Source organism: Halalkalicoccus sp. CGA53 (genome assembly GCF_036429475.1).
Taxonomy (GTDB): Archaea; Halobacteriota; Halobacteria; order Halobacteriales; family Halalkalicoccaceae; genus Natronorarus; species Natronorarus salvus.
In genome coordinates this window covers 403,837-419,345 of record NZ_CP144125.1, presented here as the reverse complement: position 1 = coordinate 419,345, position 15,509 = coordinate 403,837, and the positions used below count along the sequence as shown (strand labels likewise).

Below are 15,509 nucleotides of genomic sequence, written 5' to 3'. Positions count from 1 at the left end.
TCAGGCCACCCGCTCGTTCGTCATCCCGAGCAGCCGATCGATCCGCTCATCGACCGGCGGGTGGGTCGCAGGTTGCCACTCGAGCGCCCGTCCGAGGCGTCCGAGCGCCCGGTAGAGCACGAAGTCGCGCGTCGCGATCCCGCGGATGCCCTCGTAGTCCTCGGACCGGGGGAGGAACTCGGCGATCGTCGACTCCTCTGGGCGGATTCTGCCGAGCGCTCTTCGATCGGGACCAGGACGATGCCGAGGGTGGCGCTGGCGTGGGCGCGGAGGTCCTCGTCGGGGACCCTCGGCGCGAGCGTCTCCAGGGCGGCGGCCAGCGCGGTCGGATCCCCGACGAGGCGTGCCGCGGCTCGGTCGGCCGCGAACGCGCTCTGGGCGTGGAGACCCGCCCAGAGCGCGTTCGCGGCGAGGGCCAGGCGAGCGAAGACGCTCACGACGGCGAACGCGAGGAGCACCAGCAAGAGCGGGCCGGCGACGAGCACCACTGCGAGTCCGCCGTAGGTCCCGATCGCCACGAGGAAGACGAGCCAGTCGCCCAGACGGCGTTCGCGGGCGAACAGCGAGCCCGAGAGCGACGAGAGCGTCGCCACGACCGTCGCGATCGCGGTATCGCGGTTCGCGAGGTGGGCGATCTCGTGGGCGAGGACCGCGTCGAGTCCGACGTCGTCGAGCTCCGAGAGCAGGCCACGCGTGAGGACGACGGTCGCCCCGGTCCCGTCGCCGACGGAGAAACAGGTCGGTTCCGATCTCTCGGCGATCGCCACCTCCGGGACGGGAACGTCGGCGGCGGCCACCAGTCGTCTAACTCGCCCCGCCACGTTCCGGGGCCCGTCGCCCTCGACCGGTTCGGAGCCGACGGCGCGGAGGGTGTGGCGATAACCGTAGCGCGCCTCGACGGCGACGAGCGCTAGCGAGCCGAGCAACACGAGCCCGACGGCAAGCGGGAGGGGCGCCGAGAGGTCCGTTCCCGAGACCGTGAACAGGGCGTGGACGGCCCACGCCACCGACGCGAGTATCACGAGGTTGACCGCGAACACCGCGAGGAGCGTGGTGAGGAGACGCAGGCGGAGACGTCAGGCCGATCCGATCATATTCGAGATACGATCTGTTCCCGATAAAACCCTTCTCCGTCGAGAGGAACCGACACCGGAAAATCCCCTCCCATCTTCCCTCCGACCGATGGAGATCCGGTTTCTCGGCGGCGCGCGCGAGATCGGTCGGAGCGCGATCCTGATCGACGGTTCTCTCTTGCTGGACTTCGGGATGAGCACCGACAACCCGCCACGACTGCCGGTCGGGTCGGTCGATCCCCAGGCCGTGGTGGTGAGCCACGGCCACCTCGATCACGTCGGGGCGATTCCGGCGCTCCTCTCCGGCGACACCCGCCCGCCGGTCCACTGGACGCCGCCGACCGCCGAACTGGCGATGGTCCTCGCGCGCGACACACTGAAACTCCACGGCGGAACGTATCGGTGTCCGTTCGCGGAGACCGAACTCCGGCGGCTGACGCAGGTCTCGGAGACGCACCGGTACGGAAAACCGTTCGAGGCGGCCGGCTACGAGGTCACGCTGTTCAACGCCGGGCACATCCCCGGGAGCGCGCACGTGCTGGTCGACGACGGCGAGACGCGACTGCTCTACACCGGCGACTTCCACACCGAGGACCAGCGCCTCGTCTCCGGGACGACCGACCGTCTCGAGGCCGACGTCGTGATCTGCGAAAGTACCTACTCGGACGTGACCCACGAGCCCCGCGCGGAGGTGGAGCGGGCGTTCGTCGAGAGCCTCCGGACGACGCTCTGGGAGGGCGGTACCGTGGTCGTACCCGCGTTCGCGATCGGCCGGACCCAGGAGGCGATGCTCGTCTGTGACGCCCACGACCTCGAGTGTTACGTCGACGGGATGGGCAAACGGGTGACGGGGATCGTCCGGCGGTACCCCGAGTTCCTCCGGGACCCCGAGGCGATGGCCCGGGCGAAGTCGAACGCCCGGTACGTTTCGGGACGCGACGGTCAGCGACGGCGGATCGCCGAGAGCGGGACCGTGATAATCACGACCAGCGGGATGCTCTCGGGCGGGCCGGCGATGGTCTACGTGCCGGCGATCCGCGATAACCCGATCAACAAGATCGCGCTGACGGGCTACCAGGTCGAGGGGACGCCCGGTCGCGACCTGTTGGAGACCGGTCGGGCGGAGATAAACGGAAGGGTAATGCCGGTGAGCGCCCGGATCGAAGCGTACGACTTCTCCGCACACGCCGATCGGGAGGGGCTGCGGGCGTTTCTCGCGAGCTACGAGGCGGCGACAGTGCTCGTGAACCACAGCGACCGGTGTGTCGCGTTCGCCGAAGAGCTCCGGGGGGAGGGCCTCGACGCTCGCGCGCCCGACCTCGACGAGACGGTCCGAGTGTGAGGTTCGTTACCTCTCCTACTCACTCTCCCTCCCAGCCGGTCGCCTATCCGTGGAACTCCCCCTGTACCTTCCCGGGGCGGGACCTGATCACGACCGCTAGCAGCACCCCGTAGAAGAGGGCGACCGCGGCGACGACCACTCCTCCCGGAATCGTCGCGATCCGAGCGGCGAGGATCCAGGTCGTCTCCGGCTCGAAGACGGTGATCCGGACGAGCCAGCCTGCGAGGAGCACGAGGAGCAGGGGGAGGTAGATCCGCTTGAGACGCCGGGCGAACGCCTCCGAGAACGATATCTTGAGCGCCGGGCTCCGGAGGTCCCGGGCGAGGGCCTCCCGCCAGCCCTCGCGTTCGAGTCCCGTCGAGGGGTCGAACGCGTCCGCGAAGAAGTTCTCCTGGAGGAGCCGCACGCGAGAACGCCAGATCTCGTAGGTCCGGTAGCGGTGTGCCTCGATGAACGCGAACATCGTCAGCGTCACCATCCCGATGAGGAGGACGTAGTGCGGCGTCTCGAACCCCGAGAACGCCCACGCGAGCAGCCCGGCCATCACCGTTACCGCCCAGTACGACGGCTCGTCGAACCGCGTCCGCCAGGTGACGACGCGTTCGACCTCCGCACGGTAGAAGTGCGTCATCACGGTGACGAGGTCGGATCTGTCGCTCGCCATCTCCGCGCCGATCCGACCCGTGCACTCCTCGTCTCCCCGGTCGTGTTCACCCTCCTCCGCTTCCCTCACTTCCTCCTCGTCCGAGATGGACGGATCGGAATCCGTATCGGTCATACCGGAGCGAGTCGACGACGCCGATTGAACCCCCCGATCCCGTCTCCACCGGCGGGAAAGGGGTTCCGAGTCGCCCTCACCCGGCAGGTTCCCACCGATCCTTTTTGTCCGAGCGTAGCCTCCTCTCCCCCATGTCAGCGCTCGCAGATCAGGAGTGTGTCGCGTGTACCAGCGACGACGACCCGCTCACGGGCGAGGAGCTAGAGGAGTACTACGACCAGATCGACACCGACGTCTGGGAGGTCGTGGACGAACACCACCTCGAAGGGACGTACGAGTTCGAGGACTTCCGGGACGCACTGGAGTTCACGAAGGAGGTCGGCGAACTCGCAGAGGAGGAGTGGCACCACCCGGACCTCCACCTCTCGTGGGGCGAGGTCGTCGTCGAGATGTGGACGCACAAGATCGACGGCCTCCACAAGTCGGACTTCGTGATGGCCGCGCGGATGGACCGGATCCACGAGGGATACGCGCCGGACGACGAGGAATGAGGGGGACCCGGACCAGTCCACCAACTCCTCCCCGACCGATGACGTAGTTTTATACAGATCGGCGCTCGGCTATCGGTCATGCAGGGCGCTCTCGGGGAGTTCGTCGACCGTTCTACCGCACTCGTCGAGAGCTCTCCCCAGATGGACGAGCAGAACACGCGGACGAAACTCGTCGATCCGTTCGTCCGGGACGTCCTCGGCTGGGACCTCTACTCCGAGGACGTCGCCCTCGAGTACTCCGTTCAGATGGGCTCGACGAAGAAGAAGGCCGACTACGCGCTGTTGATCGAGGGCGTCCCCTCGGTGTTCGTCGAGGCGAAGGGCTGTGACACCTCCATCACCGGCTCGACGCACGCCGAACAGCTCCGCAGCTACATGAAACAGGAGTGGGTCGACTGGGGACTGCTCACCAACGGGAAACGGTTCGAACTCTACCGGCTGCGAAAGAGCGCCGACGACCCGTCTGTCCGCCGGATCGGGCGGAGTTCGCTCGCGGATCTCGGCGCGAACGAGTGGATGGTGAACGCGCTCACGAAGGAGTCGATCGAGTCGGGGGCGGCGGATACGATCTACCGGAACGTCGAACGCAGGCAGCGGGCGGTCGCCTCGCTCTCCGAGGGTAAGGAGGAACTGGCGAACCGTATTCGGAAATTAGTGGTCGAGACCGCCGGAGAGGTCGCCTCCCAGCCTGCCGAATCGCACGCGAAGGGGTTCATCGACGAACTGATCGCCGATCTGGAGAACGGGCAGCAGGGCTCCGAGATAGCCGAAATGGAGGACATCGAACCGGAAGAGCAGACGGATCCAGCGTCGGGGAAACCGAGCGCTAGCACGTCTGTAGAGTCGACCGGCCGTGGATCGGACCAGTATCACGCTACCGTGATCGTGGACGGCGAACGGGTCGCCTTCTATAGCGACGACCAGAGCGATCTGATGCGGGACGTGACGGGCTACCTCGTCGCGAACCACGGCCTCGTCAGGAACCTGCCGCAGTTCCCCTACGTCCCCGGACGGAAGACCGCGATACTCAACGACGAACCGGTGAGCACGGACGGTTCGGAGATGCGCTCGTTTAGGGACCTAGACCAGGGACACTTTGTATACACGAGTCTGAATAAGGAGAGCAAACAGCGCTACCTCCGGCGGTTCTCCGACTTCTGCGGCGTCGAGATCGAGTTCGACGGCTGGTAAGCCGTTTCACTCCCGCCGAACCGCGACGATCCGCAGCCGCCGGTAGTCGGCGGTCCAGTCCGCGCCGTCGAACAGCTCGCTTCGAAGCCGCTCCTCCGCGTCCCGTATCACGTCGGCTCGAACGCCCTCCGGAACCCCGGTGAAAAACCGATCACCGAACCCTTCGATCCAGTCACGCAATCCCGACTCGCCCGAAAGCGTCGTCGGACGATCGAACAGGCGGGCGTAGGTGACCTCCAGTCCCGCCTCCTCCAGCAGCGTCGCGTGCTCGCCGACCGTCGGAAAGTACCACGGGTGGTCGGCGTCGTAGTCTCTCTCCTCGAGTTCGGCGAGGAGCGCCTCGGTGATCGCCTCGACGTTGCCCGCTCCCCCGAACTCGCAGACGAGCCGTCCTCCCGGGGCGAGCGCGTCGTGGATGGACTCGCAGACGGCAGGCTGGTCCTCCCGTGGGATCCAGTGGAGCGCGGCGTTCGAGAAGACGGCGTCGAGGTTCCGGAACGGGAGTGCCCGGGCGTCGCCGGTGAGAAACGGGTGGTCGTAGCTCTCCTGCGCCTCACCCGCCATCTCCAGTGACCTGTCCAGTCCGACGACCGCCGCCCCGCTCTCGGCGATTTTATCGGTGAGGTGCCCGGTCCCACACCCCAGGTCGAGGATCCGTTCGTCGGGGCTCGGATCGAGCAGCGTCACGAGGTCGGCGCCGTACGCGGAGACGAACCCGAGCGCGTCGTCGTAGTGGTCGGGATCCCACCGGTCGGTCATACCCGGTCCACGTCCACCGTGTAAAAGAACCCACCTCTCTCCCGGACGCACTTAGCCCTCGCTCGCGACCGCTTCTCCGTCGTGTTCGACGCGGACCCCTGTCACCTCGCCGGCGAGTTCGATCCTGACTTCGTACTCGATGACCACGAGCGCCTGCGTGCACATCTCGCCCTCCTCGGCGTCCTCGTACGCCTCGACGCGGACGACTAACGTTCCATTCTCGACGACGGCCTCCTCGAGACGGGCGGTGTAGCAGCCGTTCCATCCTACGATCGAGCCCTGGACACGGACGCTCTCGCCCTCTCGTTCGATCCGAGCCTCTCCGTCGCCCTCGCCGCCCCCACCCTTGGAGACGACCTCGAACTCGGTACTGACGACGGTTGGGTCGTCCCCGTGGTCGGTGCCCGGCTCGTCGTCACCCCCCTCCGAGTCGTCCCGATCTCCGGTCCCGTTCTCGTCACCTTCTTCGCCGTCGTCTCCGCGGTCGTCGGCTTCGTCGTCGCTCTCGCCGGGGTCGTCCCCGTGTGGCTCCTCCGTCTCGGCACCATCGTCGGTCACGTCGTCGGCCTCGTCGGGTTCGCTGATCGGGTCGGTGTCGTCGAGACAGCCCGTTACCGCGAACGCGACCGTCGAGCCACCGATTCCGAGGAGGGCCCGTCGCTTCATACCCGATCAAAGACCGTTGAGAATAAATCTTTGGTGTAAACTAAAACCGGGCTTTTCGTCTTCCCCCCGGATCGTAACCCATTTACGTCGATGCGGCGAAGCACTCTCTGTGTCCTGGTAGGGTAGTGGACCATCCTACGGGCTTGCGGAGCCTGTGACCGGAGTTCAAATCTCCGTCAGGACGCTCATTCGTTCACTTCGTTCACTCATTCGCGTCCTGACGTGCCTCACGCTCACTACGTTCGCGTGAGACTCCGTCAGGACGTTTTCGGAACGCAACACGGCGAGCGAAGCGAGCCGTCGCGTTCCGATAACGGGCGACACGGATGTTTGAACGATCGAGCACGCAAGCGGCCACGTCGCTCCCCGGTCGGGCGCGAAGAAATCGAATGCACGGCACGGAGTTCTCGTCCCGGTACGTCGGCGGATGCAGTCCGATCGGATCCGTTCCCGAGTCGGCCGGCTCGCCGGTGCGGCCGTGGCGCGGTCAGAGCAGCGCGGTGATGATCGCCAGGATCACGAACGCGATGATCAGCCACTTCGCGATCGACATCGACATGCCGGCGACGCCACCGGCGCCGAGGGCGCCAGCGACGATCGCGAGGATCGCGAAGAGGATCGCGAGCTCAATCATGGCGGTCACCCCGTCGGTCTGCCGTTGGTTCCGCTTCACGCGACGCTACCGTACTCCGGACGTGATCTCTTTCCATGCGATCTATCGGAGGTGAACCAGGAATAAAGCGTGGGGGCCGGCAAGCGCAAGCTCTCCGGTCGAAGCACATATCCGTTCCGTACCCGAACCCGGCGCATGCGCGGACCGCTCCGTGCCGGTATCGCCATCTACAACGCCGGCGAACACCACGCCGCCCACGACGCCTGGGAGGGGGTCTGGCTCGGACTGGACCGGGAGAGCGACGAAGCACGTCTCCTCCAGGGGCTGATACAGTTCACCGCCACGATCTATCACGCGAGGGGGAGAAACTGGACTGGGGCAACCGGCCTCGCCGGGAGTGCGCTCGCCTATCTGGAGGGTCTCGGCGACCGCCCGAACGGCGTGGACCTGCGGCCCGTTCGCGGGACGCTCTCCCTTCTCGCGAGCGATCCGGAGTGGATCGAACGCTCGGAACCGCCTCCGCTCACTCACGAGAACGAGGCGCTCTCGCTCTCCGAGCTGGACTTCGAGGAGAGTACGATAGCAGCGGCGGTGTTCGCGGAGGAGGGAGACGGCTACGACGAGGCGATCGTCGAGACGGCGATCGAGTACGCCGATCGAGACCTCGAATCGGGGTACGAGACGAGCCCGTTCGTCACGCTCGTTCTGGATTTCGCCCGCGAACCCGACCGGAGAGAGATCGCGTACCGGCGGCTAGAGGAACACGTCTCGCGGCGACTCGCGGAGGAAGAGGACGTCTCCGGGCTGTTCTAGTCGACGTGTTCGGCGGAGTTGTCCCTGGGCCGGTAGCCGAGCACCTCGCGGGCGCGGTCGATCGAGTAGTACTTCCGGTCGTTGTCGCTGATGCCGTAGACGATCTCGTAGCCGTACTCCGCTCGTAGACACCGGTCGAAGAGGTGAGCGCAGTCGCGGTGGCTCAGCCACATCGCCTGTCCGCGCTCGTAGTCCTCCGGCGGGTGGCCCTTCGTCAGGTTGCCGATGCGGACGCAGACCACCGAGAGGCCGTACTCGTCGTGGAAGTACCGGCCGAGGATCTCGCCGGTGGCCTTCGAGACGCCGTAGACGTTGCCCGGCCGGTAGGGTTCGTCGCCGGTCAGCCGAAACTCGTCGTCGGGCCGGTAGATGTCGGGCGTGCGTTCGTCGGTCTCGTAGGCGCCGACGGCGTGGTTCGAGGAGGCGAAGACGAACCGCTCGACCCCGGCCTCCGCGGCCGCCAGCATCGTGACGTACGTCCCGTCGATGTTGTTCCGTAGAACGCTGTTCCAGGGTGCCTCCCGTCTCGGATCGCCCGCGAGGTGGATCACCGCACTGGCGTCCTCGACCGCCGAGCGCATCTCCGACTCGTCGGTCACGTCCGCGACCACGAACTCGCCGGGGTGATCCTCTCTGGGGGGTTCGCGGTCGAGCAGACGCCAGTCGTAGCGCTCGCCCAGCCCGGCGAGGATCGCCCGACCGACGCGTCCCTCGGAGCCGGTGAGCAGGACAGGGCCGTCCATTCACCCGATGCGAGGACGGGCGGGAGTAAGTAGCGTCCGGTTCACTCCGTCCGGCGCGCGAACGCGAGGTTGCCGCTGACGTTGTTGATGTAGACCGTCACGGTGTCGCCCTCGCTCGCGCCCGGCACGAAGATCGTGTACTTCCCGCGCTTGGCGACGCCGTCGCCCTTTCGCCCCGTGTCCGTGATCTGCAGCTCGTACGTGTTGCCCTCCTCGATCGCGTCGGGGGTCCGCTGGCTGGTCTGGCTCCGACGTTTTGTGACCGGCCGGAACGCGCCACAGGCGTCACAGCGAAGCATCGGGGTGCGGTCCTCGCGGACGAGTCGGGTGTCGGGGAGGCCACACTCCGAACACCGGACGTACTCCTCGACGTAGCTCTCGATCGCCGCGTCGAAGTCGCCGGGGCCGAAGTTCCCGTTGTACCGCGCACGCCCGCCCTCCGCGTCGAACTTCCCACTGGTACCGAGTTCGCGCTGTACGAACCGGTGGACGTGTTCGGTCTCCCGGCTCAGCGTGTCCGCGATCTCGCCGAGGTTGGTAAAGCGCGTGAACGCGCCGTCTTTCTGGGCCTGCGCGTCGGGGACGCTCAGCCGCTCGGTGTTCGCGGCGATGTCCGGGACCTGCTCCATCGCCCGGTCGAGGCTCGAGTCGTAGTCCATGGAGGTGAGAGAACGTCGTGACGTATAGGTTCCGCGATGCCGCGTGCCCATCAGAAATGCCTTCCCGCCCTCGTCCCTCTCTCGGCTATGCCAACCGAGGTTCAGGAGGCCTGCTTCGAGGCGGGGATCAAGTTCGGCTCGCTCTACCACCAGTTCGCGGGGACGCCGGTGAGTCCCGAGAGCGCCGACAGCCTCGCCCGCGCCATCGAGGAATCGATCGAGAACCAGCCACACTGCGCCGAGGTGAGCGTCGAGCCGCGGATGGAAGCACTGAAAGCGGCGATCGAGGCCGGCGACGCCGAGTACACCGAGTTCACCGGCCGGTTCGCCGAGGTCTCGCTCACCGTCGAGTACGAGGGCGTCACCGTCGACGCCCATATGGAGATGGACGGGGAGTACCCACTGATGCGGCTCGTGAGCGTCGAACGGCGTGACTGACCGCCCCCGGGTCGGGTGCCGGGGTAGGTCGGCGTATAAAAGTACCCGGCAGTGTTTCCGACCGTGAAAGCCACGTCGGCGTTTTATTCTCACCCGGCGTGTAGGCCGAACTGCCGCGGCGAGGCGTTCGGTAGCGAAACCGAACGCCGGACCCGCGAGCCACCACCGCACTACTGTCCACCACACCGCCTCGGACCTCCGCCGGGCACCCGGCGACATCCACCACCGTCCGGCGGTAGCCTCTGACCCGCTCTGGCCGACGTTCACTTCCGCTTTCAGGTCACTATTTAACCCCGTCGGGGTCGTCCCGTGGGGTATGAGCCAGTCCACACTCGACGACGACGACCTCTTCGGCGAGGCGGCGAGCGAGATGCGCGCGGACGTCGAGGAGAGCCTCTCGGCCGCACGCGAGGAGCTTCCCGACGCGGATTCGATCTGGAAGACCGAGGCCGAGAACGTCCTCGGCGTGCTCAACGGACTGAAGTCCGCCCTCGACGTGGGCGAGGCCGCGGATCGGCTCCGGGAGGCGAAGAAGTGGTTCGTCATCGGCCAGCGCGCCGACGCTTTCGAGGACGCGAGCGATCTGGAAGAGGAGATCGAGGAGGTCGAGGCACTGATCGGCGAGATCGAGAGCGCACGCGAGTCGGTGAGCGAACTCACCAGCACGGTTCCGGGGCTGAAGGGCAGTCTCGAGGAGGCGGAAGCCGGAGGGGGGACCGAAGACGATGCGGAGGAGACGGACGACGAGGGCCAAGCCGCCGAGGCCGACGACTAGACCGACCGCCCACCGTCGAGGTCGCTCGGATCCCGTCCTTCGATCGCCTCGAGCAGCCGTACGAGCGCGCTCGCGGCGAGCGCTTCGAGTTCCTCGCCACGCTCCGCGCTTCCCTCGGTCGGATCGCCCACCACCCCGTTCTCGGTGAACTCCGCCGAGTCCACGGCGAGGTTCACGGTGCTCACCCACTCGCCCCACCGGTCCGCGGCACCCGCACGCGCCTCCTCGACCCGACCCTCCCGAACGAGTTCCGGATCGCTGTGCCGGACCAGCGCCGTCTCGAGGGGTCCGCCGTGGCCCATCTCACTCGTGTGGTCGTCGACCGCCTCGAACCAGGTGAACGCCACGGCGTAGGCTGCGTCGTGGCGGCTGATCAGCTCGCAGACCTCGCCGAGCGCCCTGACGTTCCCGCCGTGCCCGTTCACGACCACCACCCGGTCCCAGCCGTGGTAGGCGAGGCTCGCCACCGTCTCCCGAACGTAGGATCGAAACGTGTCGGGGCTCACCCAGAGCGTGCCCGAGAACGCCCGATGCTCCTCGGCGACTCCGATAGGTACGGTCGGCGCGAGGACCACCTCGTCCCCGTAGGCGTCCGCGGCGGCCTCCGCGACGGCGCTCGCGGTCATGCAGTCGGTTCCGAGGGGGAGGTGCGGGCCGTGCTGTTCGGTGCTCCCGACGGGGAGCAGCGCGAGCGACGTCTCCGTCGCCGCCGCTTCGGTCGTCGTCGCTTCGGCGAGTCTCATACGGGGGGATCGGCCGGAGGGGACTTCACCCCCACGGCACGTGCCACACCAACGGCTTTGTGCCCGGAGGGCGTCGTCTCCGGCGCTATGAGCGACGAGCAGGATTCGAGAGAGCAGGGTATCGACTTCGGCGAACTGGACGAGCGACTCTCGGAGCTCGACTACCCGGTCGACAACGACGGCCTCCTCGACGAACACGGCGACGCCGAGATCTCCCACCCCAACGGGACCGAGACGCTCTCCGACGTCCTTGACGAGGCAGAGGGTCAAACCTACGAGACCGAGGAGGAGCTCAGGGAGATGGTGTTCAACATGGTCGGCGAGGAGGCGGTCGGCCGGGAGGGCTACAGCGACAGGGGTGGCTCCGCCGAGTCAGAGGGGATCCAGGACGACCAGGAGTCGTTCTAGTACTCCACCAAACGTCGATCGACGAGTGGAACCGAACGACAGCTGTCGGTTCCACTCATGCGTTCGGGCCTGGCGAAGCACTAGTCGTTCAGTTCGGTTCTCGCGGCCCGCCGTGACGCGCGCTCGATGAACTCGTCGGGGAGGTCGTCGATCTCGCCCGCCTGGACCCCCCAGAGATGGGCGTAGAGGCCGTCGTTCGCGAGCAGCTCCTCGTGGGTGCCGCGCTCGACGATCCGCCCCTCGTCGAGGACGAGGATCTGCTCCGCGTCCTTGATCGTCGAGAGGCGGTGCGCGATCGCGAACGTCGTCCGGTCCTCCGTGAGCGCGTCGAGGCTGCGCTGGATCAGCATCTCCGTCTCGGTGTCGACGTCGCTCGTCGCCTCGTCGAGGATGAGTATCTCCGGACTCTTCAGAATCCCGCGTGCGATCGAGAGACGCTGGCGCTGGCCGCCCGAGAGTTTGACGCCGCGCTCGCCGACCATCGTGTCGTAGCCCTCGGGCAGGTCGACGATGAACTCGTGGGCCTCCGCAGCCTTCGCCGCCTCGACGATCTCCTCGTCGGTCGCGGTGAACGTCCCGTAGGCGATGTTCTCGCGCACGGTTCCGTAGAACATGAACGTGTCCTGGCTGACGTAGCCGATCGACTGGCGGACCGACGAGAGCGAGACGTCTCGCAGATCGGTGCCGTCGATCAGGACGTTCCCCTCGTCGACGTCGTACATCCGCAACAGCAGTTTGAGGATCGTCGACTTGCCCGCGCCGGTGGGACCCACGAGCGCACAGGTCTCGCCCGGTTCGACGGTGAAGCTCACGCCATCGATGATCGTCTCCTCGTCGTAGCCGAACGAGACCTCGCCGTACTCGACGCGCCCCTCCGTGACTTCGAGGTCGGGGGCGTCGGCATCCTCCTCCAGGACACCCGCCTCGTCCATCAGCCCGAAGATGCGCGCGCTTGAGGCCTCCGCGCGTTGATACATATTGATTATCTGACCGAACTGCGCCATCGGCCAGATCATCTGCTGGGTGTAGAGCACGAAGATGGTGAACACGCCGATCGAGAGCTCGAGCGTGAACGGCCCCGGCGGGCCGGCGAACACCCAGTAGCCGCCGACGAGGAAGGTGAGCGTGAAGCCGATGCCCGATATGAGCTGGAGCGTGGGGAAGAACTTGATCCGCGTCCAGATGGCGTCCCAGTTGGCGTCGTAGTACTCGTAGGAGGCGTCATCGACGCGATCGTCCTCGTACCGTTCGGTGTTCGAGGACTTGATCACCTGGATCCCACCCAGGTTGTTCTCCAGTCTGGAGTTGAGCGCGCCGACGGTCGCGCGCATCTTCTTGTACTTCGGGCGGATGATCCGGATGAAGACGTAGGTGAACCCCGCTATCAGCGGGGCGGGCAACAGCGCGATCAGCGCGAGCTGCCAGTTCAGGTAGAAGAGCACCCCGCCGATGCCGAGGACCATCACGATCAGCCGCGAGGCGGAGTTCAGCCCGTCGTTGAGAAACCGCTCGAGCTGATTGACGTCGTTCGAGAGGATACTCATCAGTTCACCCGTTTGCTTGTCCGAGAAGAACTCCATGTTGAGCCGCTGCATCTTCTCGTAGGTGTCGACCCGGATGTCGTGGGTGATGTTCTGTGCGGAGGCGTTCCAGCCCCAGTTCCGGATCCAGTGAAAGAGAGCGCCGAGTGCGAACGCCCCGGCGAGGATCCCGATCGTGAGCGCGAACTGCTCTTCCTGACCCGCCGGGATCCACGCGTCCGGGACGAGAAAGAGCGTGTACGGGTCGTCGAGGAAGATCGCGTCGATCGCCACCCCGAGCATCAGCGTCGGGATCAGGTCGAGCAGCCGCGCAACGACGCTCGCGAGGAGCCCCACCGCGTACTCGTACTTCTGGTCGGCGCCGTACTGGCGAAAGAGCCGCGTCATCGAGTCGTCGACCCGCGCCCGTTGCTCCTCGAACGGGTCCTCCTCGCCCTCCGTAATGCCCATTACCGCTTCGGATGGGATAGACGAACAAAAGGGTTTGCTACGAACCGAAATAGTCGGTCAGTGGTACTCGATCTCGACCTCGTCGCCGACGTCGATCCCGTTCTCGGCGGCGTAGCCCTTCCGCACCTCGAGCACCCACCGGGCGTCGCCGACGTAGCGCTCGTCGCTGTCGGCGGGCGCCTCGTAGATCGCAGTGATCTCGCCCTCGTCGCTGACGAAGAGGATGTCGATGCCGAAGGCCATCTCCCGCATCACGAACGCGCGCTCGCCCTCCTCGGCGAAGACGAAGAGCATCCCCTCGTCCTCAGCGAGGTTCTCGTGGTCGCTCAGACCCGTATATCGCTCGCCCGGCGAGTCCGCGACCGCCGCGTCGACCGTCGCGAGCGTCCTCTCGCCGTCGCTGACCGTCACGGTCGCCCGGTCCGAACCGGTCCAGACTGGGAGGCCGAGCTGGACCACGACGAGCGAGAGCGCGATCAGCGCGAAGAGGAGCGCGAGGGCAACCGGGCCGCGACGACGCACCATACACGGTGAAGGGCCTCGCCCGAAATAGCACTTGCCGTGAGCAGAAACCGTTATCCCGGCGGGTCGATTTCTCAGGGGTACGGGTTCGTGGTCTAGTTGGTCATGACGCGGCCCTTACAAGGCCGAGGCCGGCGGTTCGAATCCGCCCGGACCCATACGCAATACGCACGGTTTCTATCACTTGGATTCAGACATCTGAGTACCCTTGCCCACCGAATCGGCTTTTTCAGCACTTTCCACTGAGGAAATGATTGGGACGGACCCAATCATTCTTCGAACGCGCCTTCGCGCCTAGTGCGATTCCGCGTTAGGGCACGGACCAATCTTATATAAATACTCACCCCAAACTACGTCAGTATGCCTCCGGACCGGCTCCGTAGTATCGTTCCAATGTTGGGCGGCGGGACGCGCTACGTCGATACCCTGGACGCGATTATCGAATTCGTCGATACCCATAACCCAACGACTGACGAACTCGTTGGTTGGCATCGTGGGACGTTCACGAATGTATCCAGCGGTGATTCGATTATGCGGCGGGTCAGCTATCTCCAGCAGGTTGGATTCTTACGGTACGATGGCTCTGGTGAATTACTAGTCTGCGTCGGTTTAGTCCGTTAGAACTAGGGAGTTGAAGCGGGAAGCTTCCGATGTTCATGTCGAAGATTTCCCGCTCCACTGGGAAGGTCGTGACGTTGGCTAAAAATGCTGTTGGTGGCCGAGGCGAAGTCGCCGCCTCGCAGGGTGGCGGCGGCTTCGCCGACTACGCCGTCCTTTCACTCCACTGTCTGCGGATTTACCTGGAGAAATCCTACCGCGAAGCGTTCGACCTCTTGAGTGAGATGCCACAAATACTAGCGGAGATCGGCCTCGACGCGGCCGATCTCCCGCACCACTCGACGCTAGTCAAGATATTTGATAGAATCAAGATGGCAGTATGGCTCGTGCTGCTGCGCGGACAGGCGCAACAGCACGAGCCCTCGGGTCATGCAGCGATGGATTCGGCGTTTTTCGACCGCGAAAATGCGAGCAAGCACTACTGCCGTCGCACGGATTATCGGGTTCAGACGCTCAAAACAAACGCTCTCTTCGATACTGAGTCACAGGCTGTTCTCGACGTTCACTGTACGACCGAGAAACGCCACGATACCCAGTTCGGCTGGCAACTCGCCCGCCGCAACGCGGGCGAGTTGCACAGCCTCGCCGCCGACAAAGGCTACGATTGGATGCAATTACACGAGAAACTGAGGGAGGAGGGCGTAAGACCGCTGATCAAACACCGTGAGTTCCGTTCCATCGATCACGCACACAACGCGCGGATCGATGGAACTCTCTACGGACAGAGAGCACTGTCTGAGACCGTCTTCTCGTCGATCAAGCGCACGCTCGGCGTGAGTGATTGACGTAACCTTTGAACGTCCAGATCTGCTAGCTGTGTCCTCTCATACCGCCGACCACAGTCTCAGCGACAACCTGTTCAAACGTTGCGCAGACCACTCTCGCC

At 65.6% G+C, this 15,509-nt stretch carries 17 protein-coding genes, 2 tRNA genes and 1 pseudogene; 10 read left to right on the top strand and 10 right to left on the bottom strand.

Features of this window, described 5'->3' with window-relative positions; translation table 11 throughout:
* Positions 1-20: 20 nt before the first annotated feature.
* Positions 21-1,022, bottom strand: coding sequence for a M48 family metallopeptidase (locus V2L32_RS03415; protein WP_331235069.1), 1,002 nt, complete (start codon positions 1,020-1,022; stop codon positions 21-23).
* A gap of 160 nt (positions 1,023-1,182) precedes the next feature.
* Between V2L32_RS03415 and V2L32_RS03410 the strand changes: the two genes are divergently transcribed.
* Positions 1,183-2,415 carry an MBL fold metallo-hydrolase gene (locus tag V2L32_RS03410; RefSeq protein WP_331235067.1) on the top strand — a complete coding sequence of 411 codons (1,233 nt, stop codon included), beginning with the start codon at positions 1,183-1,185 and terminating at the stop codon, positions 2,413-2,415.
* A 43-nt stretch (positions 2,416-2,458) separates the two neighbouring features.
* On the opposite strand, the gene V2L32_RS03405 is transcribed toward V2L32_RS03410, so the two are convergent.
* Positions 2,459-3,193, bottom strand: a complete 735-nt coding sequence (locus tag V2L32_RS03405) for a DUF2270 domain-containing protein (RefSeq protein WP_331235066.1) — start codon at positions 3,191-3,193, stop codon at positions 2,459-2,461.
* Positions 3,194-3,324: 131 nt separating this feature from the next.
* Here V2L32_RS03405 and V2L32_RS03400 point away from each other — a divergent pair, with 131 nt between their 5' ends.
* Together V2L32_RS03400 and V2L32_RS03395 are read left to right on the top strand one after the other, a co-directional pair.
* The gene (locus V2L32_RS03400; RefSeq protein WP_331235065.1) at positions 3,325-3,684 is read left to right on the top strand and encodes a 4a-hydroxytetrahydrobiopterin dehydratase; all 360 of its coding nucleotides are present in this window, start codon (positions 3,325-3,327) and stop codon (positions 3,682-3,684) included.
* A 78-nt stretch (positions 3,685-3,762) separates the two neighbouring features.
* Positions 3,763-4,875: a type I restriction endonuclease gene (locus V2L32_RS03395; protein ID WP_331235064.1), complete on the top strand. Its 1,113-nt coding sequence runs from the start codon at positions 3,763-3,765 to the stop codon at positions 4,873-4,875.
* Between the two features lie 6 nt (positions 4,876-4,881).
* Here the strand turns inward: V2L32_RS03395 and V2L32_RS03390 are convergent, their stop codons facing one another.
* Both V2L32_RS03390 and V2L32_RS03385 read right to left on the bottom strand, forming a co-directional pair.
* Positions 4,882-5,634, bottom strand: coding sequence for a class I SAM-dependent methyltransferase (locus tag V2L32_RS03390; protein ID WP_331235063.1), 753 nt, complete (start codon positions 5,632-5,634; stop codon positions 4,882-4,884).
* A 51-nt stretch (positions 5,635-5,685) separates the two neighbouring features.
* Complete coding sequence (locus V2L32_RS03385) at positions 5,686-6,300, bottom strand: hypothetical protein (RefSeq protein ID WP_331235062.1); 615 nt, start codon at positions 6,298-6,300, stop codon at positions 5,686-5,688.
* 111 nt (positions 6,301-6,411) lie between these two features.
* On the opposite strand from V2L32_RS03385, the gene V2L32_RS03380 reads away from it, so the two are divergent.
* Positions 6,412-6,484, top strand: a tRNA-Arg gene (locus V2L32_RS03380).
* Between the two features lie 303 nt (positions 6,485-6,787).
* Here V2L32_RS03380 and V2L32_RS03375 read toward each other — a convergent pair.
* A complete protein-coding gene (locus V2L32_RS03375) occupies positions 6,788-6,934 on the bottom strand; it encodes a DUF1328 family protein (RefSeq protein WP_409348424.1) in 147 nt (48 codons plus the stop codon).
* Positions 6,935-7,108: 174 nt separating this feature from the next.
* On the opposite strand from V2L32_RS03375, the gene V2L32_RS03370 reads away from it, so the two are divergent.
* Positions 7,109-7,726 (top strand): DUF309 domain-containing protein, encoded by a 618-nt coding sequence (locus tag V2L32_RS03370; RefSeq protein ID WP_331235060.1) that lies wholly within the window; start codon positions 7,109-7,111, stop codon positions 7,724-7,726.
* On the opposite strand, the gene azf is transcribed toward V2L32_RS03370, so the two are convergent.
* Positions 7,723-8,469, bottom strand: coding sequence for an NAD-dependent glucose-6-phosphate dehydrogenase Azf (gene azf, locus V2L32_RS03365; protein ID WP_331235058.1), 747 nt, complete (start codon positions 8,467-8,469; stop codon positions 7,723-7,725). The genes V2L32_RS03370 and azf overlap by 4 nt on opposite strands.
* A 41-nt stretch (positions 8,470-8,510) precedes the next feature.
* The gene (locus V2L32_RS03360) at positions 8,511-9,128 is read right to left on the bottom strand and encodes a translation initiation factor IF-2 subunit beta (protein ID WP_331235057.1); all 618 of its coding nucleotides are present in this window, start codon (positions 9,126-9,128) and stop codon (positions 8,511-8,513) included.
* 87 nt (positions 9,129-9,215) lie between these two features.
* Here V2L32_RS03360 and V2L32_RS03355 point away from each other — a divergent pair, with 87 nt between their 5' ends.
* Positions 9,216-9,566 (top strand): dihydroneopterin aldolase family protein, encoded by a 351-nt coding sequence (locus V2L32_RS03355; protein WP_331235056.1) that lies wholly within the window; start codon positions 9,216-9,218, stop codon positions 9,564-9,566.
* A gap of 316 nt (positions 9,567-9,882) precedes the next feature.
* The gene (locus V2L32_RS03350; RefSeq protein ID WP_331235055.1) at positions 9,883-10,341 is read left to right on the top strand and encodes a DUF5790 family protein; all 459 of its coding nucleotides are present in this window, start codon (positions 9,883-9,885) and stop codon (positions 10,339-10,341) included.
* On the opposite strand, the gene V2L32_RS03345 is transcribed toward V2L32_RS03350, so the two are convergent.
* Positions 10,338-11,084, bottom strand: coding sequence for a creatininase family protein (locus V2L32_RS03345; RefSeq protein ID WP_331235054.1), 747 nt, complete (start codon positions 11,082-11,084; stop codon positions 10,338-10,340). The genes V2L32_RS03350 and V2L32_RS03345 overlap by 4 nt on opposite strands.
* 87 nt (positions 11,085-11,171) lie before the next feature.
* Between V2L32_RS03345 and V2L32_RS03340 the strand changes: the two genes are divergently transcribed.
* Positions 11,172-11,492 (top strand): DUF5789 family protein, encoded by a 321-nt coding sequence (locus V2L32_RS03340; protein ID WP_331235051.1) that lies wholly within the window; start codon positions 11,172-11,174, stop codon positions 11,490-11,492.
* Positions 11,493-11,572: 80 nt separating this feature from the next.
* Here V2L32_RS03340 and V2L32_RS03335 read toward each other — a convergent pair whose 3' ends face one another.
* Together V2L32_RS03335 and V2L32_RS03330 are read right to left on the bottom strand one after the other, a co-directional pair.
* Positions 11,573-13,483 carry an ABC transporter ATP-binding protein gene (locus tag V2L32_RS03335; protein WP_331235050.1) on the bottom strand — a complete coding sequence of 637 codons (1,911 nt, stop codon included), beginning with the start codon at positions 13,481-13,483 and terminating at the stop codon, positions 11,573-11,575.
* A gap of 57 nt (positions 13,484-13,540) precedes the next feature.
* Positions 13,541-14,008 (bottom strand): DUF192 domain-containing protein, encoded by a 468-nt coding sequence (locus V2L32_RS03330; protein WP_331235049.1) that lies wholly within the window; start codon positions 14,006-14,008, stop codon positions 13,541-13,543.
* 81 nt (positions 14,009-14,089) lie between these two features.
* On the opposite strand from V2L32_RS03330, the gene V2L32_RS03325 reads away from it, so the two are divergent.
* Both V2L32_RS03325 and V2L32_RS03320 read left to right on the top strand, forming a co-directional pair.
* Positions 14,090-14,163: transfer RNA gene (locus V2L32_RS03325), tRNA-Val, on the top strand.
* A 498-nt stretch (positions 14,164-14,661) separates the two neighbouring features.
* Positions 14,662-15,406: pseudogene (locus V2L32_RS03320) on the top strand (IS5 family transposase); the annotation flags it as partial.
* Positions 15,407-15,509 lie beyond the last annotated feature (103 nt).